Source organism: Nocardia sp. IFM 10818 (assembly GCF_054655275.1).
The window spans coordinates 1389119-1408973 of the sequence record NZ_BAAHJH010000001.1; the positions used below are offsets into that span (position 1 = coordinate 1389119).

Genomic DNA, 19855 nt, shown 5'->3' on the forward strand with positions numbered 1-19855 from the left:
AGTTCCGGTGGCCGGAGTCCCGGCTGGCCGGTGGCCGGAGCCCCGGCTGGCCCGTGGCCGGAGGCCCGTCCCCCCGGGGTTTCAGGGGTTTACCCCTGAGAGTCCCGAGAGTTGGTCAACTCAGCGCGCGAACAGCAGGGCGCGCTTGACTTCCTGGATGGCCTTGGTGACCTCGATGCCGCGGGGGCAGGCGTCGGTGCAGTTGAAGGTGGTGCGGCAGCGCCACACGCCCTCGACGTCGTTGAGGATGTCCAGGCGTTCGCGGGCGGCTTCGTCACGGCTGTCGAAGATGAAGCGGTGGGCGTTCACGATCGCGGCCGGGCCGAAGTAGCTGCCGTCGCTCCAGTACACGGGGCAGGAGGTGGTGCAGCAGGCGCACAGGATGCACTTGGTGGTGTCGTCGAAGCGGGCGCGGTCGTGCTGGGACTGGATGCGCTCGCGGGTCGGCTCGTTGCCCGTGGTGATGAGGTAGGGCTTGACGGCCTTGAAGGCGTCGAAGAACGGCTCCATGTTCACCACCAGGTCCTTCTCCACGGGCAGGCCGCGGATGGGCTCGACGGTGACGGTGATGTCCTTGCCGTTCTTGGGCAGCATGTCCTTCATGAGGAGCTTGCAGGCCAGCCGGTTGACGCCGTTGATGCGCATGGCATCGGAACCGCAGACGCCGTGGGCGCAGGAACGCCGGAAGGTGAGCGTGCCGTCCAGGTAGGACTTGATGTAGATGAGCACGTTCAGGAACCGGTCGGTCGGCAGCACCGGAACCTTGAACTCGTCCCAGTGATTGCCCTGACCGTCCTCCGGATTGAACCGGGCGATCTTGACGGTGATGATCGTCGAGCCGTCCGGCACCGGCGCCGGCGCCTGGGCAGCACCCTTCTCGAGTGTGGCAGTCATCAGTACTTACGCTCCATCGGCTCGTAACGGGTCTGCACGACCGGCTTGTAGTCCAAGCGGATCTCGGAGATGAGCTCCGGGCTCTGCTTGTACGCCATGGTGTGGCGCATGAAGTTGACGTCGTCGCGGTCCGGGTAGTCCTCGCGGGCGTGGCCGCCGCGCGATTCCTTGCGGTTCAGCGCACCCGCCACGGTCACCTCGGCCAGCTCCAGCAGGAAGCCCAGCTCGACGGCCTCGAGCAGATCGCTGTTGTAGCGACGGCCCTTGTCCTGCACGGTGATCCGGGTGTAGCGCTCTTTGAGCGCGTGGATGATGGTCAGCATCTCCTTGAGGCTGTCCTCGGTCCGGTACACACCGGCCTTGTCATCCATCGCGTTCTGCAGCTCGGTGCGGATGTCGGCGACGCGCTCGTTGCCGTGATCGGACAGGATCAGCGCCAGCCAGTCCTGCACCATCTGCGCCGGGTTCTCCGGCATCTCCACGAACTCCGCGCGCTGCGCGTACTCGGCGGCGGCGATACCCGCGCGGCGACCGAACACATTGATGTCCAGCAGCGAGTTGGTGCCCAGCCGGTTCGCGCCGTGCACGGACACGCACGCGCACTCGCCCGCGGCGTACAGGCCGGGAACGATATCGGTGTTGTTGCGCAGCACCTCGCCGCGAATGCGGGTCGGGATGCCGCCCATCACGTAGTGGCAGGTCGGCATGACCGGCACCGGCTCCTTCACCGGGTCCACACCCAGGTAGGTGCGGGAGAACTCGGTGATGTCGGGCAGCTTCTCCTCGAGCACGTCCTCGCCGAGGTGGGTCACGTCGATGAGCACGTAGTCCTTGTTCGGACCCGCGCCGCGGCCCTCGCGGACCTCCTGGACCATGGAGCGCGCCACGATGTCACGCGGCGCCAGGTCCTTGATGGTCGGCGCGTAGCGCTCCATGAAGCGCTCACCGGAGGCATTGCGCAGAATGCCGCCCTCGCCGCGCACGGCCTCCGAGATCAGGATGCCCAGGCCCGCCAGACCTGTCGGATGGAACTGGTGGAACTCCATGTCCTCGAGGGGAAGGCCCTTGCGGAACACGATCGCCATGCCGTCACCGGTCAGCGTGTGCGCGTTCGAGGTGGTCTTGTACATACGGCCCGAACCACCGGTGGCGAAGATGATCGACTTCGCGTGGAACACGTGCAGATCGCCGGTCGCCAGCTCGTAGGCCACCACGCCGGTCGCGACCGGGCCGCGCTCGGTGTCGGTGAGAATCAGGTCCAGCACGTAGAACTCGTTGAAGAACTCCACGTCGTGCTTGACGCAGTTCTGGTACAGCGTCTGCAGGATCATGTGGCCGGTGCGGTCGGCCGCGTAGCAGGCGCGACGGACCGGAGCCTTGCCGTGGTCGCGGGTGTGACCGCCGAAGCGCCGCTGGTCGATCTTGCCTTCCGGGGTCCGGTTGAACGGCAGACCCATCTTCTCCAGGTCGAGCACGGCGTCGATGGCCTCCTTGGCCATGATCTCCGCGGCGTCCTGATCGACGATGTAGTCACCACCCTTGACGGTGTCGAAGGTGTGCCACTCCCAGTTGTCCTCTTCCACGTTCGCCAGCGCGGCGCACATGCCGCCCTGCGCCGCGCCGGTGTGGCTGCGGGTCGGGTAGAGCTTGGTCAGCACCGCCGTGCGGACCCGGGGACCGGCCTCGATCGCGGCGCGCATACCCGCACCACCGGCACCGACGATGACGACGTCGTAGCGGTGCTCCTGAATCGGTCGAGATTCGCTCATCGAGTTGGCCGTTCCTAACTGATGTTGGGGTCGAAGGTGAAGATGACGTAGGTGCCGGTCACGCAGACCAGGATCATCGAGATCACCAGCAGGGTCTTCAGCCAGAACCGGGTGGAGTCCTTGCGGGCGTAGTCGTCGATGACCGTGCGCAGACCGTTGCCGCCGTGCAGCTGGGCCAGCCACAACATGGTGAGGTCCCAGATCTGCCAGAACGGGGAGGCCCAGCGGCCCGCCACGAACGCGAAGTTCAGGCGCTGCACGCCGCCGTCGATCATCAGCATGATGAACATGTGGCCGATGACCAGGAACACCAGCAGGATTCCGGAGAAGCGCATGAAAAGCCACGCGTACTTCTCGAAGTTGTTGCCGGAGCTGCGGCGGGGCGCGCGCGGGGCGTCGAGGCTGGCGGGGCGGTCGTAGGACGTGCCCAGGATGGGTGCGGTCATGGTGTCAGTGCTCCGTCAGCAGGTAGAAGAACTGGCGGCCGACGCCGGCGCCGGCGATGAGGATCCAGAGCGCGAGCACGATCCACAGCATCTGGCGCTGGTAGCGCGGGCCCTTCTCCCAGAAGTCGACCAGGATGACCCGGATGCCGTTGAACGCGTGGAACAGCACGCAGACGACGAGAGCCATCTCCATCAAGGCGACCAGCGGCGTCTTGTAGGTATCGATGGTCCGGTCGTAGGTGTCCGGGCTGACACGCACCAACGCGGTATCCAGAACGTGGACGAACAGGAAGAAGAAGATCGTCACGCCGGTGATGCGGTGCAGGGCCCAGGACCACATGCCCGGGTCGCCACGGTAAAGAGTCCGCTTCGGCTTGGCCGGAGCTTCTAGCGTGGTCATAGAGTGCGGTGCCTCCAACGTCGTCGATGGACCCGGTCAGATCCGGCGCGGAGCCTAAGGACTGTCGATAACACCAGCTCACAGCCGGAATCACAGTCCGGTGGCAGTGCTGCAGGCCCGTTGTCGGGAACCTGAACCGATCTGTCGTGAACTCTAATCCTCGGGTGTTGGGGGAACTAATTCGGCGTGCCGCTCGTTGGCCCGTTTTGTTGTGAGTTAGGTTTGCCTTTCCTGATTTTCGAAGGGGTGCGGAAGCGCTTTCGTGTGGGTACGGTCACGCTCATGACGGGATGGTCCGATATGCCGGAAATTGCCTGGGAAACCTTGCGCGACAAGGCTTTTGAAGCCATGAAAAGCGCGTACGCGCCCTACTCCCGATTCCCCGTCGGGGCCGCGGCTCTCACCTCGGACGGGCGAATTGTGAGCGGCTGCAATGTGGAAAATATCTCATACGGTTTGGGCCTGTGTGCCGAATGCGTACTGGTGGGTAACTTGATTTCCGCGGGCGGGGGGCGGTTGCGGGCGGTATCGGTGTGCGACTCACGCGGCGAAACCCTGATGCCCTGCGGACGCTGCCGGCAGATCCTGTTCGAGCACGGCGGCAATGACGTCCTGATCGATCATCGCCGCGGCCCGGTCCCGCTGAGTACGCTGCTGCCGGATGCCTTCGGGCCCGACGATCTCGCCGCCGGGCAGCAATAGCCCGCGGTAGCCCGCGAATTCCGCGCACTCGTGCCAGGGTTGAGGGCGTGAGTGTGCACTCGGCTGTAGACGTGATCCGGGCCAAACGCGACGGGGGAGAGCTGACCGACGCGCAGATCGATTGGGTGGTGGACGCGTTCACGCGCGGGCAGGTGGCCGACGAGCAGATGTCCGCGCTGGCCATGGCCATCGTGTGGCGCGGTATGACGCGCCGCGAGACCGCGCGCTGGACCGCCGCCATGATCGACTCCGGGACCCGGCTGGACTTCTCGGACCTGCCGCGGCCCACCGTCGACAAACATTCCACGGGCGGCGTCGGCGACAAGATCACCCTGCCGCTGTCGCCGCTGGTCGCGGCCTGCGGCGCGTCGGTGCCGCAGCTGTCCGGGCGCGGGCTGGGCCACACCGGCGGCACGCTCGACAAGCTGGAGTCGATTCCGGGCTGGCAGGCCGACATTCCGGTGGAGCGAATGCGGGAGATCCTCGCCGACCCCGCCATCGGCGCGGTGATCTGCGCGGCCGGGGCCGATCTCGCGCCCGCCGACAAGCGGCTCTACGCGCTGCGCGATGTGACCGGGACGGTGGAATCCATCCCCCTGATCGCCAGCTCCATCATGAGCAAGAAGATCGCCGAGGGGACCGGTGCGCTGGTGCTGGACGTGAAGGTCGGGCGCGGCGCATTCCTGAAAGAGCTGGAACAGGCGCGTGAATTGGCCACCGCCATGGTCGAACTCGGCACCGATGCCGGGGTGCGCACGGTGGCGCTGCTCACGGCCATGGACACCCCGCTGGGCAATACCGCGGGCAATGCGCTCGAAGTCGCCGAATCCCTCGAGGTGCTGGCCGGGGGCGGTCCGGCCGATGTCGTCGAGCTGACCGTGACGCTGGCGCGGGAAATGCTGGCCCAGGCCGGAATCGACGGCATCGATCCCGCGGACGTCCTGGCGGACGGTCGCGCGATGGACCATTGGCGCGCGATGATCACCGCGCAGGGCGGTGATCCCGAGGCGCCGCTGCCGGTCGCCCGCCACACCGAAACCCTCAAAGCGCCCGCGACCGGAACGCTCATCCGCCTCGACGCCCTCGATATCGGGCTGGCCGCTTGGCGGCTCGGCGCCGGCCGCGCGCGCCAGGGTGATCCGGTGCAAGCCGGTGCGGGCATCCGAATCCACGCCAAGCCAGGCGATTCCGTCAAGGCGGGGGAGCCGCTGCTGACGCTGCACACCGATACCCCCGAGGCCTTCCCGGCCGCCTTCGAGGCACTGCGGAACGCATTCGACATCGTGGACTCCGCGGCCGTGGAGCCCGGGTCGGGCCGATACCCCTCGCCGGTGTTTGCTCGCACGCCCCTGTTCCTCGATCGCATTACGGCGTAGTGACCATCGCCGCGAATAGCCGGTGACGCCCGCACGACTGTCAGCTACGTGCGGGCAAAGAAACGACCAAATGAAGATGGACACAGGCCCACTCGTCGCCCGACCACCACCCCCCATGGGGTCGCTACGCGACGCAGCAACTCTTTTGTGGTGCCGCAGAAGGTGAATGCGGCTACCGTTTCTACATGACTGGACCGACGCCCCTCACACTCGCTTCGATCCGCCAGGCTCCGAAGGCGGTCCTGCACGATCACCTCGACGGCGGGCTGCGCCCCGCCACCGTCCTGGAGCTGGCCCGCGACTGCGGATACGACCAGCTACCGGCCGACAATGCCGAAGCCCTGGGCGCCTGGTTCCGCGATGCGGCCGACAGCGGCTCGCTCGAGCTGTACCTGGAAACCTTCGCGCACACCGTCGCCGTCATGCAGACGCCCGAAGGCCTGCGCCGGGTCGCCCGCGAATGCGCCGAGGACCTGGCCGCCGACGGCGTCGTCTACGCCGAGGTGCGGTTCGCGCCCGAACAGCACCTGGAGGCCGGGCTCACCCTCGACGAGGTCGTGGAGCACACCCTGGCCGGCTTCCGCGAGGGCGAGGCGCTGGCCGCCGCCGCGGGCACGCCCATCCGGATGGTCTGCCTGCTCACCGCCATGCGGCACGCGGCCCGCTCGCTCGAAATCGCCGAACTCACCGTCCGCTGGCGCGATCGCGGCGTCGGCGGCTTCGATATCGCGGGCGCGGAGGCGGGCTACCCTCCCACCCGCCACCTGGACGCCTTCGAATACATGCGGGCGAACAGTGCGCACTTCACCATCCACGCGGGGGAGGCCTTCGGGCTGCCCTCCATTCACGAGGCTCTCGCCTTCTGCGGCTGCGACCGCCTCGGGCACGGCGTCCGCATTACCGACGACATCACCGACGCGCCCGGCGGCCCGCGCCTCGGCTTGGTCGCGAACTACGTGCGCGACAAGCGAATTCCGCTCGAGCTGTGTCCGTCCTCTAATGTCCAGACCGGTGCGGTGCCCTCGCTCGACAAGCATCCCTTCGATCTGCTGGCCCGCCTGCGCTTCCGCGTGACCGTCAATACCGACAACCGGCTCATGAGCGACACGTCCATGAGCAAGGAGATGTTCAAGCTCTCCGAGACCTTCGGCTACGGCTGGAGCGATCTGGAGCGCTTCACCATCAATGCCATGAAGTCCGCCTTCATCCCCTTCCCGGACCGGCTCCGCCTCATCGACGAGGTCATCAAACCCGGCTACGCAGTCCTCATCGGCTGACCTCCGCAGCGCAGGTGATGGTGCAGGCGACACGCCGGGAAGCGCCTGCGCCATTACCTGCTCGGCTGGCAGTGCCACGCTTTTCCGATGACAGAAGGGAGCTCGTCGGCCGCCCTTGGCGGGGCCGCTGAACTATGGCCGTTTCCGCGCGTTTCGCCCACGGGGACGGTGACGCTGAAGGTTCGTGCCTGGCTGACCGTTGCGGTCCTGGTCGCCTATCTCGTCGCTTTCGGGCTGCCGATCGTCGGCGCTGTGCGGTCGCTGACCGATCCGGATTCGACAGCGGTGCTGACCGAGAGCGATCTGATGCGGTTCACAGCGTTCAATGTCCTGGCGATAGTCGTTGCCGCGGGCGTCTACATCGCTTTCCGGCGGGCGGGAGTTCCGCTCGGCGGCGTCGCCACGGCGGGTCGCCGCGGGCTGCGGGTCGCCGCGTTCGTGGCAGGCATCTGGACTGTGTCGCAGATGCTTTCGCTGCCGATCACCTTGATCATCGATGCGCTCGTCGACAGCCCGGACTACCCGGACACTTCCACGACCGCCAGCACGGCGTTGCAGGGGATCGCATGGGCGAGTTGGGCTTTCGCCGCAGGATTCGGCGAGGAGATCATCGCCAACGCCGCCGTGGTGCGGACCTGTGAGCTCTATCGGGCTCCGGCCTGGGTGGTGTATTCGGTCGCGGTCGTCGCGCGGCTGGCCTACCACGTCTACTACGGCTGGGCGGTGCTGGAGAAGACGATCTGGGCGCTGGGGGCTGCCTGGGCTTACCGCAACAGCCGAATCATCTGGCCGCTCATCGCAATTCACACGTTCCACGATCTGGCTGTGCGGCAATCGCACCTCTGGGGAATGCCGTGGCTGCGATTGCTCGAGGTCGCGATCAATCTGGGACTGCTGGTCTTCGTGATCGCGACCGTGGTCAGCGCACGTCGCGAGCGGACGGCCGCCTGACACGAATCGGGCCGCACCCCGTGCGGATGCGGCCCGATTCGTTTCGAGAAGGGGGTGATCACTCCTTGCGGAGGCGGGCTTCGAAGGCGATCTCCAGGGCCCGCCACTGCTCGGCCTCAGCGTTGAACGGGGGATTCGGGGCCATGCGGGTGGGGTCCGGGTTCAGCAGATAGGAGACGTACCAGCCCAGGGGAGTGGATACCGCGAGGGCGGTTTCCACCGAATCGTCATCGGCGTAATCGGCTGCGTCGGTGAACAATTCGACGGCGAGGTCGAGCTGATCGGTGTCCACGGACTCGGGTCCGGCGGCGAGGTCGTCGGCAAGGCCGGGCAGGACGTAGACGTTCTCCTCGTCGACCTCCACCTCGAGGGAGCCGTCGACGGCGGCGGTCTGGACCTCGCCGTAGGTGCTGACGTGGGCGAGATCGTGATCGTGATCGTCGGCCAGGTAGCGGGCCAGGGCGCGCTCGGACGGGAAGACGGTGATGACGCCGTCGGAGCCGAGGAAGATCGGATCGTCGTCGACGTAGCAGCGCAGGGTGAAGAAGGTGCCCTCGGAGGTGATGATCTGCACCGGGTCGATGCCGACCTCGTGCCAGAAGGAGAGGTCCTCGTCCTCCTCGTCGTCCTCCTCGTCGAGGTCGACGGTCTCGAACTCGCTCTCCTCATCGCTGTCGGCCGCATCCTCGGCGTCGACGATGTTCTCCTCGGCCGCAAGCAGTTCCGCCTCGGCGACCGCCACCGCGTCGGCGTCCACGTCCGGAATGCTCACCACGGTGTCGATGGCGTCCAGCACGGCGTCCCAGTCCTTGCTGATGGCCGCGCCGATCTGGTCCCACAGCTCTTCGCCCTCTTTGCCGTAGAAGGTGCTCACGCCGCCGGCGAGCGCGCCCACCACCGGATGCGAGCCGAAGAACTTGGTGACGGTGTCGAGCTCGCAGACGTCGCCGATATTGCGGACGATGTCGAGGGTCTCCTCGAGCTCGGAGACGATCTCCGGATCCGGATCGTCGGCCGCCAGCTCCGGCACGCCCACCAGATCGAAGACGTACTGCTCCTCCGGCTCCAGTTCGGCCGCGGACAGCCCGGCGATTATCTTCCAGGCCGGATGGTCGACGAGATCGTTATCGGAGTTGGTGCGAATGAACGCCGCCAGCTCCGCCACCGACTCGAAGCCGTAGAGGTCTTCCTCGTGACCGAGGAATGCCTGCCACTCATCGTCACCGTCTCGCCAGCGCGGTGCCCACAGGGTGACGAGATCGCCTTTGGTCAGGCCGAGCGCGATCGGGACGATGTCTCCAGAAGCCATGACCGGAAGCCTATCTAGTGGCCGCCTCAGGCACTATCCGGGCCGCCCCCAACATTTCCCGCCACCATGGACTCGTTCAATCGGGCAACGATTTCGGAGCGCTGCGCGGTCGCGGTCGCGGCCGCTTCCCCGCAGGCCCAGAGGATCAATTGCGAGACCTCCGCGGGCGGCCGGGAGGTCACCGATTCGGCCAGCCACAGGCCGGTCAGCGCGCCGTCGCCGTCGACCTCGGCGGTCACCGAACCGTCCTCGCTGGTGAACCGGCCACGCACCTCCCGCAGTCCTGCCAGCGCCGATTCCAGGGCTTCCAGCTTGTCGCCGACGCCCTTGACCAGCGCGTCCATCTCCGCGCTCATATCGCGTCCTTCCGGTTCCGGTCGCCGCTCACGCACGTCCCGTCCAGCTCGCCGGGCCGGTGTCGGCATCGTCGAGGCGATCCAATTCGTCGACTGCGGCCTGGCGGGTGGGCAGCCCGAGCCCGTCCAGCACCTCCTCCGGCACCCCGGCCTCGGCCAGCAATTCGCGTCGCCGGGACTTGGCGGCAATGGCCGACCGGTTGGTCAGTCGCAGGATCTCGTCCGCGAGAGCCTGTGCGCCGTACCGGTATTCGCCGCGCTCGAACCGGATCTCCACCGGCATGCCCTGATCGGTGGCGCGCACCGTGACCGTGCCCGCGCGATTGCTGCTCGCGGCCACCGTGACATTCGGGACCCGCGGCGCACTCATGCCGTAGGCCTGTAGAACCCGAGAAACCGCATCCCAACGTTCTCCGTTCGTATCGGTCCGACCTGTACGGGATCCCCCGCCTCGACCAACTGCCCGTTCCCGATGACCATGGCCACATGCCCGTCCCACACCACGAGATCACCGGGCATCAAGTCCCCTGGATCCACCCGCTGATGCCCATAACCCTGCTCCTGCGCCAGCCGCGGCAGCGAAACCCCGGCTTCCGCATACGCCCACTGCGTCAACCCGCTGCAATCCAACCCGACACCCGGGGTGTTGCCACCCCACACATACGGCGTGCCCACCGCGCTGAGCGCATTCCGCACCGCCTCGGCAGCCTGCCGATTGGGCGCCTCCACGGTACTGCCATCCGGAAGGGTCACCATCACCCCGGTCGGCGACGACCACGTCCCGCCCCCGCCCCCGCCGGTCTGCGACACCGAGTCACCGACCGACGACGGCACCGTGAGCACCTCGCTCACCAGCGAGGTGCCGGTCTCCAAGGCCCGCCCACCCGTCGACAGGGCCGTCGAACCGAACTGCGACATACCGCCGGACGCCCCCGACGCCCCGGACGCCGCCGGAACGACGGCCGCACCGGTTCCGGTATCCGGCACCCCGGCGGGAACCGGTACCGGCGGCGGCGCGACCAGCTCACCTATGGCAGCCGTATCCGCCGCCAACTCCGCCCGTACCCGCTCCACCACCCGCAAAGCCCGCCCGATGTGGTCGAGCGCCACACCGACGATCACCGCGAGCCCAGCAGGACCGAACCCACCCGGTCCAATCGATTGCACCGTGCACAAGAACGACCGCAGAACCTCCGCCACCTCCCGCTGCCCAGCGGCAACCTCCCCGGCAGCCCGATCCACGATCTCCGCCATGACATTCCCCCGATCCGACACCGTCGCCGCCGCCGTCTGCACCTGCATAGCCTTGCCCAGCGCCGCATCCCCGGCCGGTCCCCGCCACGCGTCATACATCCGATCGATCCCGGCGCGCCCCGCCCCATGCACCCCATCCACAACCGCGGAAGCCTGCCGCAACGCCTCGCCCGCCGAGTCACCCGCCACCCCCGCCCCGAAACTCGCAAGCAACTCCGCGATCGGCCTCGCCAGCCCAGCGACATCCAGTCCGGCGCTCATATCCACGCTCCCACTTCCGCACCACCCGTCTCCGCCCCGGCAACGGCTGCCACCGCACCCGGTCCGAGCGCACGGCTGATCGAGACGCTGCGCGACGGCGATATGGACGGGCAGCTGCCGCGGACCACCATCGGGATCGGGCTGCCGTTCATTTATCCGCCCTTCGCCGCCCTGGTGCCGGCGCTGTGGGTGACGGCCTGTCATCCGGCGCTGCGGGCGGAGCAGACCGGCCGATCGGCATCGCCGTGCGCGGTACGACGTGGAAAGCGACCCGCAGCGCTACTTCAGGGCTCCGGCCGCCTCCATCTGCCTGGGCAGGTGGCGGGTCGTCAGAGGTGAGGCGCATCCGTGTGAGAGAGCTTCGGTCACAGCGTTTACCGCACAGCGCGGCGAACTCGCTTGCGTGCAGCACGTTGTCGGGTGTGGTGCTGCTGCTGCGGTCGATGCGGGGGTCGCATCTGCGCGCGCGTTTCGGCGCGATGCGGTGTGGGGTGCGACCCGGAGGGGTGGCCGGGCGTGCCCGGTAGCGCCCATGTGGACCGGTTCGCGGGTCGATCAGTGCAGCCGGTCGCGCGGCGGGCCGATCGGTGGCGCTCATGCTGTCTCCACGTCTGTTGTACGCAGGGCGGTGGCGTAGGTCTTATCGGTGGTGGCGTAGGTGACGGCGGCGCCGGTGCTGACGGTGCCGAGGGAGGTGAGGACGGCCGATAAGGCGGTGAGGGTGGTGAGGTGGGTGGTGTGGGCCGCGGTGTAGGCGGAGATGAGGTCGGCGCCTATGAGGCCGAGGGTGGGAGTGAGTAGGGCGGGGGTGGCGGTGGCGGCGAGGGTGGTGGCGGTGGTGAGGTCGGCGGCCATGGCGGCGGCGGTGGTCGCGTAGGCGGTGAGGTCGGCGGGATGGATGGTGAGGTGGTGCATGGAGGCCCCCGGTGAGCTGGTCGCTGGCGGATTACGTCCAACGTGGGATTGGACGTGTGACGGGGGCGGAGCGGTTCCCGGGGGTGGAAAGTCGACCGGCCCGGACCTCAATTTGCCTGGCTGACCTATCGTTTTCCTATGCGCACTGACATCGTGGACCATCCGCTCGCTGCCGCTTTGCTGACCACCATGAGAGATGCGCGCACCACAAACCCGACATTCCGGGCAGCGCTGCGCGACCTCACCGGCCTGCTGGTCTACGAGGCCATGCGGGACGCGCCGGTCGCCACCTTCCCGATCGCCACCCCGGTTGCCGCGGCGGAGGGCACCCGGCTGGCGGCGCCGCCGCTGCTGGTTCCGGTGCTGCGCGCCGGGCTCGGCATGGTGGAGACCGCCGAGAATCTCATCCCGGACGCGCGCATCGGCTTCGTCGGCCTGGCCCGCGACGAGGAGACGCACGAGCCGACCCCGTACATGGAGTCACTGCCGGAGGATCTCGCCGACACCCCGGTCATCGTGCTCGATCCCATGCTCGCCACCGGCGGCTCCATGGTCTACACCCTGGACCTGCTGGCCACCCGGCATGCCCGCGACATCACCGTCATCTGCGTCGTCGCCGCGCCGGAAGGCATTGCCGCGCTGGAGAAGTCCGGTCATCCCGTGCGCCTGGTGACCGCCTCGATCGACCGCGGCCTCAACTCCGACGCGTTCATCGTCCCCGGCCTGGGAGACGCCGGGGATCGCCAATTCGGTCCGCGCTGAGGCGATTCGACCGCCCCTGAGCGGATTCGGACCGTGCGGGGTGGATTCGGATCGTGCGGGGGGATTCGGATCGTGCGGGGTGGATTCGTACCGTGCGGGGCGGATTTGGGGCCCGCCGCGCGGGTTCCGGATCGCTAGGAGGATCCGAACGAGCCGGTGCTCGGTCCGCTCGGCTGCCGCTCCCCGCCCTCGATGGTCCACGTGCCGCACCCGCTGGTCGAGAACACCGCGTCGGTGGCGGGGATGCGCACGGTCACCACGCCATTGCCGCCGCGGCCCTGCTCGATGATGTCCCCGCCGGCGGTGAAGCGCGCCCACTCGCAGCCGGGGGCGGCGGTGTGGGTGGTGTAGTAGCCCGCCGAGATCTCCGTGTTCACCTGGTACGGGCCGTCGTGTTCCATGACGGAGGCGGCGGCCGCGGCCGGGCCGGCGGTGCTCAGCAGAGCTGCGGCGCCTAGGCCGAATCCGGTGAGCCACAGGGATTTACGCATATGCGGGTGTTCCTTTCGCGGAGCTGGCCAGCCCTGGACACGCTAGCTCCGGCCGGGCCGGGCGGCAAGGCCCGGGATATCCGGCCGATGTTCCCGCGCGAGGGCTACTTGCGTGGCGCGAAAAGCTCCAGGTGCGAGCAGGAGCGGCAGCGATGGGCATGAACGGCGAAGCGGGGCTTGCCGATTCGCTTCGCGCCGCCGAACGGCTCCAGCTCCAGCGGGCCGGGAATCCAGCGGGTGTAGCCGGGTGCGGAATCGCCCGCGTCGTCGAGGAACCCCTGTTCGAGGTCGAAGCCTCCGCAGTGCGTGCAGTGCTGTTCGCTCACGGCCACCTCACAGCTTCTCGCAGAACTCCCTGATATTTGAGAGGGTAAGGGCGGCGGAGGCTTTCGCGTGGGCTAATCCGGTACGCGAAACGACCGGTTCGAATGCCTCCAGATAGCACTTGAGCTTCGGTTCGGTGCCGGACGGGCGCACCACCATCCGCATCGACGCACCTTCGAAGACCAGCGCGTCGGTCCGCATCCGCCCGCGCACCTGCGCCAGGTCGGTGCACGTCACCGGGATTCCGGCGATCTCGGCCGGCGGCGTCTCCCGCAATCGCGCCACCACGGCGGCGGCCTCGTCCGCATCGGCCAGCCGCAGCGACACCTGATCGCCCGCATGCACCCCGAACTCGACCGCGTAGTCGTCGAGCAGGTCGAACAGCGTGCGCCCGGCCGCCTTCGCCTGCGCGACCAGATCGGCCGCCAGCACCGCGGCCGAAATGCCGTCCTTGTCCCGCACCGCGGCCGGATCGACGCAATGCCCGATGGCTTCCTCGTACGCGTAGACCAGCCCGTCCCCCGCCCGCGCCAGCCACTTGAACCCGGTGAGCGTCTCCGCATACCGCGCTCCGCGCGCCGGAGCCAGCTTGCTCAACAGCCGCGACGACACAATGGTGGTCGCCACCAGCGACCCCGGCGCCGCCGTCCGCAAAACGAAATCCCCCAGCAGCACCCCGGTTTCATCCCCCCGCAGCATGCGCCACCCGTCCGGCCCCGCCACTCCCACCGCACACCGATCCGCATCCGGATCCAGCGCGATCGCGATATCCGCCTCCACCCGCTCGGCCAGCTTCACCAGCAGATCGGCCGCCCCCGGCTCCTCCGGATTCGGAAACGCCACCGTCGGAAAATCCGGATCCGGCGCGAACTGCTCCTCCACCACATGCACATCGGTGAATCCGGCATCCCGCAGCGCACTCAGCGCCAGCTGTCCACCCACCCCGTGCATGGGCGTCAGCGCAATCCGAATCGCCGCGCGCGGTCCTGGCCCCCCGATCACACTGGGCAGCGCCGAAACCCGCGCCAGATACCGCCGCACCAACTCCTCGCCGAGCGCGTTGGTGGAACGCGCCGCCACCGTGGCGGAATCGTCCGCCTGCGACTCCACCGCTCCGGTGTCGGCGGCCACGGCGAACGTGCCGGGCGGGCTGCCGGGCTCGATCACCGTCCCCCTGTCCGCCGCAGGCGAGCCGTCGGGCTCGCCGCCGCCCTGACCCGCACCACCACCGGACGAGTCGTCAGCAACGCCGAGCGCGGCAAAGACGCTCGCGGCGGGCACGGCGGCCGCCGGATCGGCGCGCGGAATCGGCTCGCGCACCGCGTCGATGCACCGTTCGATCTCGGCGTCAGCAGGCGGGACCAGTTGTGATCCGCCATCCAGATACAGCTTGTACCCGTTGTCGGTCGCCGGATTGTGCGAGGCCGTGATCTGCACCCCGGCGACCGCACCCAGCTCCCGAACGGCATACGCCACCACCGGGGTGGGCAGCGGCCGCGGTAACGGGAGCACCGAAAACCCTGCCGCCGCAAACACTTCCGCCGTCGCCGCGGCGAATTCCGCCGACCCGTGCCGCGCATCCCGCCCGACGATCACCAGCCCGCCGCCCAGGCAGCGCCCGCGCAGCCATTCCGCCACCCCGGCGCTGGCTCGCGCGACCGTCTCCACATTCATGCCGTCCGGCCCGTCCTGCAACGGACCCCGCAACCCGGCCGTACCGAACCGCAGCATGTGTGCCTCCTCGTCTAGTTCCGGCGTGCCGCACACGATCATGCCGCCCCTCCGCCGAACGCGGAGCGGGCCACGCCACCCGGCGCGATTACGCCACTGCCCCGCGATACCCAGGTGCGGGCCGCGACGAACCTTGGGTGACAGCTCGAGTCGGCTTCCGTAGCGTGGATTCGTGGGGGGTAAAAGAATGTGGCGTGCCATGCGCCGGTGGGTCGTGCTGCCGATATGCCTGCTTTCGCTCGCGATAGGGGCGTTCTTCGGCATCGCCTGTCTCGTCAACGGCGGTGGGTACCTGTGGGGAGCGGGGCGAGCCGAAGTCCTCACCGTTGAGCGGGCCTATTGGCAGACCTCGGACGACGACGCGATCCGCTACGTCGAAGGTTTCTACTTCGACGAGTCAGCTGATCGGCGCTCGATTTCCCTGGCGAGCGACAGTATCCAGCCCGGCGCGGCCATCGACGTCCGATTGAGGCTGCTGCCGTGGGGCGGGCCCAAGGCGATTCATTCCACCGGCAGGGCCGTGGAACTCCTCATCGACGGCGCATTGTCTTCGGGCACAGCGCTGGCGGGGGGATTCTGGCTGCTGCGGCGGTGGGGGCCGGAGAGATCGATACCCGCGTAGGGCCTACAGGCGCTCGAGGACTCCGCGCAGCAGTTTGCCCAATCGCGCTGCGGCGGCGTGGCCTTCGGCCAGCACTTCGGCGTGCGAGAGGTGGGCTCCGGTGACTCCGGCGGCGAGGTTGGTGACCAGGGAGATGCCGAGTACCTTGGCTCCGCCCTCGCGGCAGGCGATGGCTTCCAGCACCGTGGACATGCCGACGAGATCCGCGCCGAGGGTGCGCAGCATGCGGATCTCGGCCGGGGTCTCGTATTGCGGGCCGGTGAGACCGGCGTAGACGCCCTCGGTCAGCGTCGGGTCGATTTCCTTTGCGAGAGCGCGCAGTTCGGGGTCCCAGGCGTCCACCAGATCCACGAAATTCGCGCCGGCGATCGGCGTGCGGCCGGTGAAGTTGATGTGATCGCTGATCAGGACCGGTTCGCCGACGGTCAGGCCGTGGCGGATACCGCCCGCGGCATTGGTGAGCAGGATGATCTCCGCGCCCGCGGCGATGGCGGTGCGGACATTGTGCACGACCTGGGCGGGTTCATGGCCTTCGTAGAGGTGCTGACGACCCATGAGCAGCAGCACGTGCTCATCGTCGACCGGCACCGAGTGAATCGTGCCCTGATGCCCCTGGGCGGTGGGCGATCCGAACCCCGGGACCTCGCCCATGGGAATGGACGTGGCCGGATCGCCGACCTCCGCGGCCGCCTCCTGCCACCCCGACCCGAGGATCACCGCGACCCGGTGACTCGGCACTCCAGTTCGTTCGGCGATCGCCTTCGCGGCCAGCTCGGCTTGCATGTCGCCCACCCTAGTCCCCGGCGATCTCGCGCGCAGTTGCGCAACTGTGACGTGCACCAATTGCCGGAATTTCACCCGGGAATCGAGTTGGACGCGCGATCACCGGGAACTGGTGGCGGCAAACCGCGAGAGCGTCCCGCCACCAGTTCCCGGTCGGTGAGAACCGCGGGAATCGGGCTCCGGGGGACGGCGCCTGCTGGGTTGCGTACGGCGGATCAGCGAGTTGGGTGGGCGAATGCCGTGGAGGACGGGGGCGGGGTCCAGTCGTAGAGGGAATCGGCGAAACGGGTGTTCAGGGCGGTGGGGGTGAGGCGGGCGGTGAGGTTGCGGAGGCGGGCGGATGCGGGGTGATTGCCTTGCAGGGCGCGGCCCATGCGGCCGGAGGCCTGGGCGATGCGCTGGGTGCGGGGGCGGCGGGTGCTGTCGTAGGCGCGCAGGCCCGCGGTGACACCGTGTTCGGTGACCATGGCGGCCAGCACGACCGCGTCTTCGAGGGCCAGGCACGCGCCCTGCCCGACATCGGGGGTGACGGCGTGGGCGGCGTCGCCGAGCAGGGCGATCGGGCCGCGCGTGAAACTCGGCAGGGCGCGGTCGAGGTAGTGCACCGGGCGGACCAGCACCGCATCGGCCGGCGTCGCGGCCAGCAGCTGGGGGATGGGCCGCGGCCACGCCGCGCATCGTTCGGCGAGTGCGGCCACTTCCGGTGCAGGCTGGTCGGTTTCGGACGCGGTATCGAAGGCGTACCAGTAGATCCGCCCATCGTGCAGGGGCATGACACCGATCCGCAGGCCCGCACCCCAGGTCTCCGCCAAGACGGGTCGCACACCCAGGTCCGCCGCCACGGTGGCGGGCACAATGCCGCGCCACGCGGCGTACCCGGCGTAGCGCGCCCCCGGATGGCCGGGGAACAGCGCCGCGCGCACGCGGCTGTGCACACCGTCCGCGGCGACGACCAGATCGGCCGTCAGCGCCTGCGTGCCGTCGGGCCCGGCGATGGTCACCACGGCCCGCTCCGGGGATGGGGTGCGGCCGAATCCGGGTGCCCGCCCTGCCGGAAGGTCGCCGTCGGCCAGGTTCCGCCCGCCGCGAGTACCCACGCCCGCATCGGCATGCGCGCCCGCATCGGCATGTGTGCCAGTGCCTGGATGCGTGCCAGTGGCAATACCCGTGCCCGTGTCCGTGGCAGCGGCAGGCGAGTTGTCCAGTGCGACGCCGAGGACGCGGTGGCCTCGATGCAGCGGGATGTCGTCGAGGGATTCGAGCAGGAGGTGGTGCAGGTCGCCGCGGTGGACGGCGTAGAGGGCGTCGCCGTATTTGGTTGTGAGGGTGGTGGAGTCGAGGCGCATGGCTGGTTTTCCGGAGGGGAGTAGGGCTTCGAGGCCGTCCAGCCGCCGGGCGATACCGGACAGGGCGTCATCCAGTTCGAGGTGGCGGAGTGCGTGCATCGCATTGGGGGCGATGCTCAGCCCGGAGCCGAGTCCGCCGAAGTCGGTGGATCTTTCGTGGATCTGCACCTGCCAGCCGTTGCGCCGCAGCGCTTTCGCGGTGGCGAGCCCGCCGATGCCCGCGCCGATGACGATTGCCGTTCCGGTCATATCGGTCCTTTCCGAGGTTGTGTTAGAGACTCTAACTCGAGTTAGACTGTCTAACGTGACGACCGATATCAACCGGCGGGACCGGCTCCGGCTGACCACCATGGCGGAGATCCGTTCCACCGCACGGCGATTGCTGATCGAGCAGGGCGCCCAAGCGGTGACGGTGAATGCCGTCGCCCGCGCCATGGGTATGAGCGGGCCCGCGCTGTACCGCTATTACCCGAGCCACGAGATCCTGGTGCAGGCCGTGACCGCCGACTGCTACGAGGAGCTCACCCACGCCATCACCGGCGCCCGCACCGCGCACGCCGAGGCGTCGGAATCCGTTCGGCTGCTGGCCATGTGCCGCGCCATGCGGGAATGGGCCATCGCGCACCCGGCCGAATTCGGCTGGATGTTCGCCACCCCGTCGAGCACCCTCGCGGCCGAATCGCTCAGTCACGAACCGGCTCTGGATTTCGAGGCGGTCTTCCGCGACGAGATCGTCACGTTGTGGGCGGCGAAACCCTTTGCGGTCCCGGACCCGAAGGATCTCGATCCGTCCCTGCGGCGGCAGCTCACCGACTATTCGAACGGCATCGGCGGGCAACTCCCGCCCGAGGCCGCCTACGTCTTCCTCAAATGCTGGATCCGCCTCTACGGCCTGCTGTGCATGGAAGTGCTCCGGCAGGTCGAATTCGTCTTCGACGACCTCACCCCGCTATTCGAGGACCTGCTGCGCGAGATCTGTACGGCCTTCGGCCTGGAGTACGAGCAGGCTACCCGCGAGTAGCTAGTGGGTGCGGCCCTATTACCCTGCACACATGCCGTATTTGAAGCGTGATGGGGACGTGTTCGTCCTGAACCTCGGGACCGAGGGCCAGAACATCGACAGCGAGAATCGCTTCCACCCGGACTGGATCACCGAAGTCCATGCGCTGCTCGACGAGGCCGAGGCGTCCGAGGGCCCGGCCGCGCTGGTGGTCACCGCCAACGGCAAGTTCTTCTCCAATGGCCTCGACACCGACTGGCTGTTCGGCAATTTCGACAAGAACTGCTGGTATCTGGACCGGGTGCACTCGCTGTACTCGCGCCTGCTGGCCTTCCCGATGCCGACCGTGGCCGCGGTGAACGGGCACGCCTTCGGCGCCGGCGCCATGCTGGCCACCTCCTGCGATTTCCGCCTCATGCGCGCGGACCGCGGTTTCTGGTGCCTGCCCGAGGTGCACCTGGGCATGCCGTTCACGGTCGCCATGAACGCGCTGCTGACCGAACGCCTCACCAATCAGGTGTGCGTGGAGGCCATGACCACCGGCCGTCGCTACGCCGCCGATGACGCCATCGCCAAGGGCATTGTGGACGGCAAGGCGGATGCCGAGGCGTTGCTCGCCGCGGCCGTCGCCCAGGCCGATGTGCTCAAGGGCAACCGCAAGCCCAACCTCCAGCAAATCAAGAAGGCGCTGCACCAGAAGGCGCTCGCCGGGCTGGCCGTGGAGACCACCCCGGAGAACCTGGGCTTCAACCCGGCCTGAGCCGGAACCGGCGGGGCTTCGGGGGAACACCCCCGGAGCCCCTATTTATTCGGTGCGGCCGCGCCATGCCGTGAGATTTCCGGCTCGCCCGCTGCGACACCGGGGTCGTGGAGTGTAAGACTGGTG

22 protein-coding genes are annotated in these 19855 nt (G+C 68.3%); 8 read left to right on the top strand and 14 right to left on the bottom strand.

Going from position 1 to position 19855, the window contains the following annotated elements:
- Positions 1–120: 120 nt before the first annotated feature.
- The 4 genes from ACYQ5L_RS06045 to sdhC are packed head-to-tail and all read right to left on the bottom strand — an operon-like array spanning position 121 to position 3509.
- Positions 121–894, bottom strand: a complete 774-nt coding sequence (locus ACYQ5L_RS06045) for a succinate dehydrogenase iron-sulfur subunit (RefSeq protein WP_379200035.1) — start codon at positions 892–894, stop codon at positions 121–123.
- On the bottom strand, positions 894–2663 hold the full coding sequence (gene sdhA, locus ACYQ5L_RS06050) for a succinate dehydrogenase flavoprotein subunit (RefSeq protein WP_459956115.1): 1770 nt from the start codon (positions 2661–2663) through the stop codon (positions 894–896). The genes ACYQ5L_RS06045 and sdhA overlap by 1 nt, the downstream gene beginning before the upstream one ends.
- A gap of 14 nt (positions 2664–2677) precedes the next feature.
- Entirely contained in the window at positions 2678–3109 is a 432-nt protein-coding gene (locus ACYQ5L_RS06055) for a succinate dehydrogenase hydrophobic membrane anchor subunit (protein WP_459956117.1), read from the bottom strand.
- 4 nt (positions 3110–3113) lie between these two features.
- Positions 3114–3509, bottom strand: coding sequence for a succinate dehydrogenase, cytochrome b556 subunit (gene sdhC / locus ACYQ5L_RS06060; protein WP_379200041.1), 396 nt, complete (start codon positions 3507–3509; stop codon positions 3114–3116).
- A gap of 300 nt (positions 3510–3809) precedes the next feature.
- Between sdhC and ACYQ5L_RS06065 the strand changes: the two genes are divergently transcribed.
- The 4 genes from ACYQ5L_RS06065 (at position 3810) to ACYQ5L_RS06080 (ending at position 7815) form a co-directional block, all read left to right on the top strand.
- Entirely contained in the window at positions 3810–4211 is a 402-nt protein-coding gene (locus ACYQ5L_RS06065; RefSeq protein WP_459963332.1) for a cytidine deaminase, read from the top strand.
- 53 nt (positions 4212–4264) lie between these two features.
- Complete coding sequence (locus ACYQ5L_RS06070) at positions 4265–5587, top strand: thymidine phosphorylase (RefSeq protein ID WP_459963333.1); 1323 nt, start codon at positions 4265–4267, stop codon at positions 5585–5587.
- Positions 5588–5772: 185 nt separating this feature from the next.
- Complete coding sequence (locus tag ACYQ5L_RS06075; protein ID WP_379200043.1) at positions 5773–6864, top strand: adenosine deaminase; 1092 nt, start codon at positions 5773–5775, stop codon at positions 6862–6864.
- Positions 6865–7032: 168 nt separating this feature from the next.
- Positions 7033–7815, top strand: coding sequence for a CPBP family glutamic-type intramembrane protease (locus tag ACYQ5L_RS06080; protein WP_459956119.1), 783 nt, complete (start codon positions 7033–7035; stop codon positions 7813–7815).
- A 58-nt stretch (positions 7816–7873) separates the two neighbouring features.
- Here the strand turns inward: ACYQ5L_RS06080 and ACYQ5L_RS06085 are convergent, their stop codons facing one another.
- The 5 genes from ACYQ5L_RS06085 to ACYQ5L_RS06105 form a co-directional block, all read right to left on the bottom strand.
- The gene (locus tag ACYQ5L_RS06085; protein ID WP_459956120.1) at positions 7874–9124 is read right to left on the bottom strand and encodes a primosomal protein; all 1251 of its coding nucleotides are present in this window, start codon (positions 9122–9124) and stop codon (positions 7874–7876) included.
- A 26-nt stretch (positions 9125–9150) separates the two neighbouring features.
- Positions 9151–9480 carry a YbaB/EbfC family nucleoid-associated protein gene (locus ACYQ5L_RS06090; RefSeq protein ID WP_459956122.1) on the bottom strand — a complete coding sequence of 110 codons (330 nt, stop codon included), beginning with the start codon at positions 9478–9480 and terminating at the stop codon, positions 9151–9153.
- A 28-nt stretch (positions 9481–9508) separates the two neighbouring features.
- Positions 9509–9850 carry a hypothetical protein gene (locus ACYQ5L_RS06095; protein WP_459956123.1) on the bottom strand — a complete coding sequence of 114 codons (342 nt, stop codon included), beginning with the start codon at positions 9848–9850 and terminating at the stop codon, positions 9509–9511.
- On the bottom strand, positions 9847–10995 hold the full coding sequence (locus ACYQ5L_RS06100; RefSeq protein WP_459956124.1) for a bifunctional WXG100 family type VII secretion target/C40 family peptidase: 1149 nt from the start codon (positions 10993–10995) through the stop codon (positions 9847–9849). Before ACYQ5L_RS06100 ends, ACYQ5L_RS06095 begins: the two co-directional genes overlap by 4 nt.
- Positions 10996–11589: 594 nt before the next feature.
- Positions 11590–11910, bottom strand: a complete 321-nt coding sequence (locus tag ACYQ5L_RS06105) for a type VII secretion target (protein ID WP_459956125.1) — start codon at positions 11908–11910, stop codon at positions 11590–11592.
- A gap of 138 nt (positions 11911–12048) precedes the next feature.
- Between ACYQ5L_RS06105 and upp the strand changes: the two genes are divergently transcribed.
- A complete protein-coding gene (upp, locus tag ACYQ5L_RS06110) occupies positions 12049–12672 on the top strand; it encodes a uracil phosphoribosyltransferase (RefSeq protein WP_379200057.1) in 624 nt (207 codons plus the stop codon).
- 134 nt (positions 12673–12806) lie between these two features.
- Here the strand turns inward: upp and ACYQ5L_RS06115 are convergent, their stop codons facing one another.
- The 3 genes from ACYQ5L_RS06115 to ACYQ5L_RS06125 form a co-directional block, all read right to left on the bottom strand.
- Positions 12807–13163 (bottom strand): hypothetical protein, encoded by a 357-nt coding sequence (locus tag ACYQ5L_RS06115; RefSeq protein ID WP_459956127.1) that lies wholly within the window; start codon positions 13161–13163, stop codon positions 12807–12809.
- A 104-nt stretch (positions 13164–13267) separates the two neighbouring features.
- The gene (locus ACYQ5L_RS06120) at positions 13268–13489 is read right to left on the bottom strand and encodes a hypothetical protein (protein WP_379200061.1); all 222 of its coding nucleotides are present in this window, start codon (positions 13487–13489) and stop codon (positions 13268–13270) included.
- Between the two features lie 7 nt (positions 13490–13496).
- Positions 13497–15218, bottom strand: a complete 1722-nt coding sequence (locus tag ACYQ5L_RS06125; RefSeq protein WP_459956129.1) for a phospho-sugar mutase — start codon at positions 15216–15218, stop codon at positions 13497–13499.
- Positions 15219–15417: 199 nt separating this feature from the next.
- Between ACYQ5L_RS06125 and ACYQ5L_RS06130 the strand changes: the two genes are divergently transcribed.
- Complete coding sequence (locus ACYQ5L_RS06130; RefSeq protein ID WP_459956131.1) at positions 15418–15840, top strand: hypothetical protein; 423 nt, start codon at positions 15418–15420, stop codon at positions 15838–15840.
- Between the two features lie 3 nt (positions 15841–15843).
- On the opposite strand, the gene ACYQ5L_RS06135 is transcribed toward ACYQ5L_RS06130, so the two are convergent.
- Both ACYQ5L_RS06135 and ACYQ5L_RS06140 read right to left on the bottom strand, forming a co-directional pair.
- Complete coding sequence (locus ACYQ5L_RS06135) at positions 15844–16623, bottom strand: purine-nucleoside phosphorylase (protein WP_459956132.1); 780 nt, start codon at positions 16621–16623, stop codon at positions 15844–15846.
- 215 nt (positions 16624–16838) lie between these two features.
- Positions 16839–18218 (bottom strand): FAD-dependent monooxygenase, encoded by a 1380-nt coding sequence (locus ACYQ5L_RS06140; RefSeq protein WP_459956133.1) that lies wholly within the window; start codon positions 18216–18218, stop codon positions 16839–16841.
- 55 nt (positions 18219–18273) lie between these two features.
- On the opposite strand from ACYQ5L_RS06140, the gene ACYQ5L_RS06145 reads away from it, so the two are divergent.
- Entirely contained in the window at positions 18274–18990 is a 717-nt protein-coding gene (locus ACYQ5L_RS06145; protein WP_459956135.1) for a TetR/AcrR family transcriptional regulator, read from the top strand.
- A 31-nt stretch (positions 18991–19021) separates the two neighbouring features.
- Positions 19022–19729, top strand: coding sequence for an enoyl-CoA hydratase-related protein (locus tag ACYQ5L_RS06150; protein WP_459956138.1), 708 nt, complete (start codon positions 19022–19024; stop codon positions 19727–19729).
- Positions 19730–19855: the final 126 nt, after the last annotated feature.

Excerpts from the sequence above, each read along its gene's own strand:
- ACYQ5L_RS06105 (WP_459956125.1), bottom strand. The coding sequence starts at position 11,910 with ATGCACCACCTCACCATCCATCCCGCCGACCTCACCGCCTACGCGACC.
- ACYQ5L_RS06090 (WP_459956122.1), bottom strand. The coding sequence starts at position 9,480 with ATGAGCGCGGAGATGGACGCGCTGGTCAAGGGCGTCGGCGACAAGCTG.
- sdhC (WP_379200041.1), bottom strand. The coding sequence starts at position 3,509 with ATGACCACGCTAGAAGCTCCGGCCAAGCCGAAGCGGACTCTTTACCGT.
- ACYQ5L_RS06055 (WP_459956117.1), bottom strand. The coding sequence starts at position 3,109 with ATGACCGCACCCATCCTGGGCACGTCCTACGACCGCCCCGCCAGCCTC.
- ACYQ5L_RS06095 (WP_459956123.1), bottom strand. The coding sequence starts at position 9,850 with ATGAGTGCGCCGCGGGTCCCGAATGTCACGGTGGCCGCGAGCAGCAAT.
- ACYQ5L_RS06150 (WP_459956138.1), top strand. The coding sequence starts at position 19,022 with ATGCCGTATTTGAAGCGTGATGGGGACGTGTTCGTCCTGAACCTCGGG.
- ACYQ5L_RS06065 (WP_459963332.1), top strand. The coding sequence starts at position 3,810 with ATGCCGGAAATTGCCTGGGAAACCTTGCGCGACAAGGCTTTTGAAGCC.
- ACYQ5L_RS06135 (WP_459956132.1), bottom strand. The coding sequence starts at position 16,623 with ATGCAAGCCGAGCTGGCCGCGAAGGCGATCGCCGAACGAACTGGAGTG.
- ACYQ5L_RS06100 (WP_459956124.1), bottom strand. The coding sequence starts at position 10,995 with ATGAGCGCCGGACTGGATGTCGCTGGGCTGGCGAGGCCGATCGCGGAG.
- ACYQ5L_RS06045 (WP_379200035.1), bottom strand. The coding sequence starts at position 894 with ATGACTGCCACACTCGAGAAGGGTGCTGCCCAGGCGCCGGCGCCGGTG.
- upp (WP_379200057.1), top strand. The coding sequence starts at position 12,049 with ATGCGCACTGACATCGTGGACCATCCGCTCGCTGCCGCTTTGCTGACC.
- ACYQ5L_RS06125 (WP_459956129.1), bottom strand. The coding sequence starts at position 15,218 with ATGCTGCGGTTCGGTACGGCCGGGTTGCGGGGTCCGTTGCAGGACGGG.
- ACYQ5L_RS06085 (WP_459956120.1), bottom strand. The coding sequence starts at position 9,124 with ATGGCTTCTGGAGACATCGTCCCGATCGCGCTCGGCCTGACCAAAGGC.
- ACYQ5L_RS06115 (WP_459956127.1), bottom strand. The coding sequence starts at position 13,163 with ATGCGTAAATCCCTGTGGCTCACCGGATTCGGCCTAGGCGCCGCAGCT.
- ACYQ5L_RS06140 (WP_459956133.1), bottom strand. The coding sequence starts at position 18,218 with ATGACCGGAACGGCAATCGTCATCGGCGCGGGCATCGGCGGGCTCGCC.
- sdhA (WP_459956115.1), bottom strand. The coding sequence starts at position 2,663 with ATGAGCGAATCTCGACCGATTCAGGAGCACCGCTACGACGTCGTCATC.
- ACYQ5L_RS06075 (WP_379200043.1), top strand. The coding sequence starts at position 5,773 with ATGACTGGACCGACGCCCCTCACACTCGCTTCGATCCGCCAGGCTCCG.
- ACYQ5L_RS06130 (WP_459956131.1), top strand. The coding sequence starts at position 15,418 with ATGCGCCGGTGGGTCGTGCTGCCGATATGCCTGCTTTCGCTCGCGATA.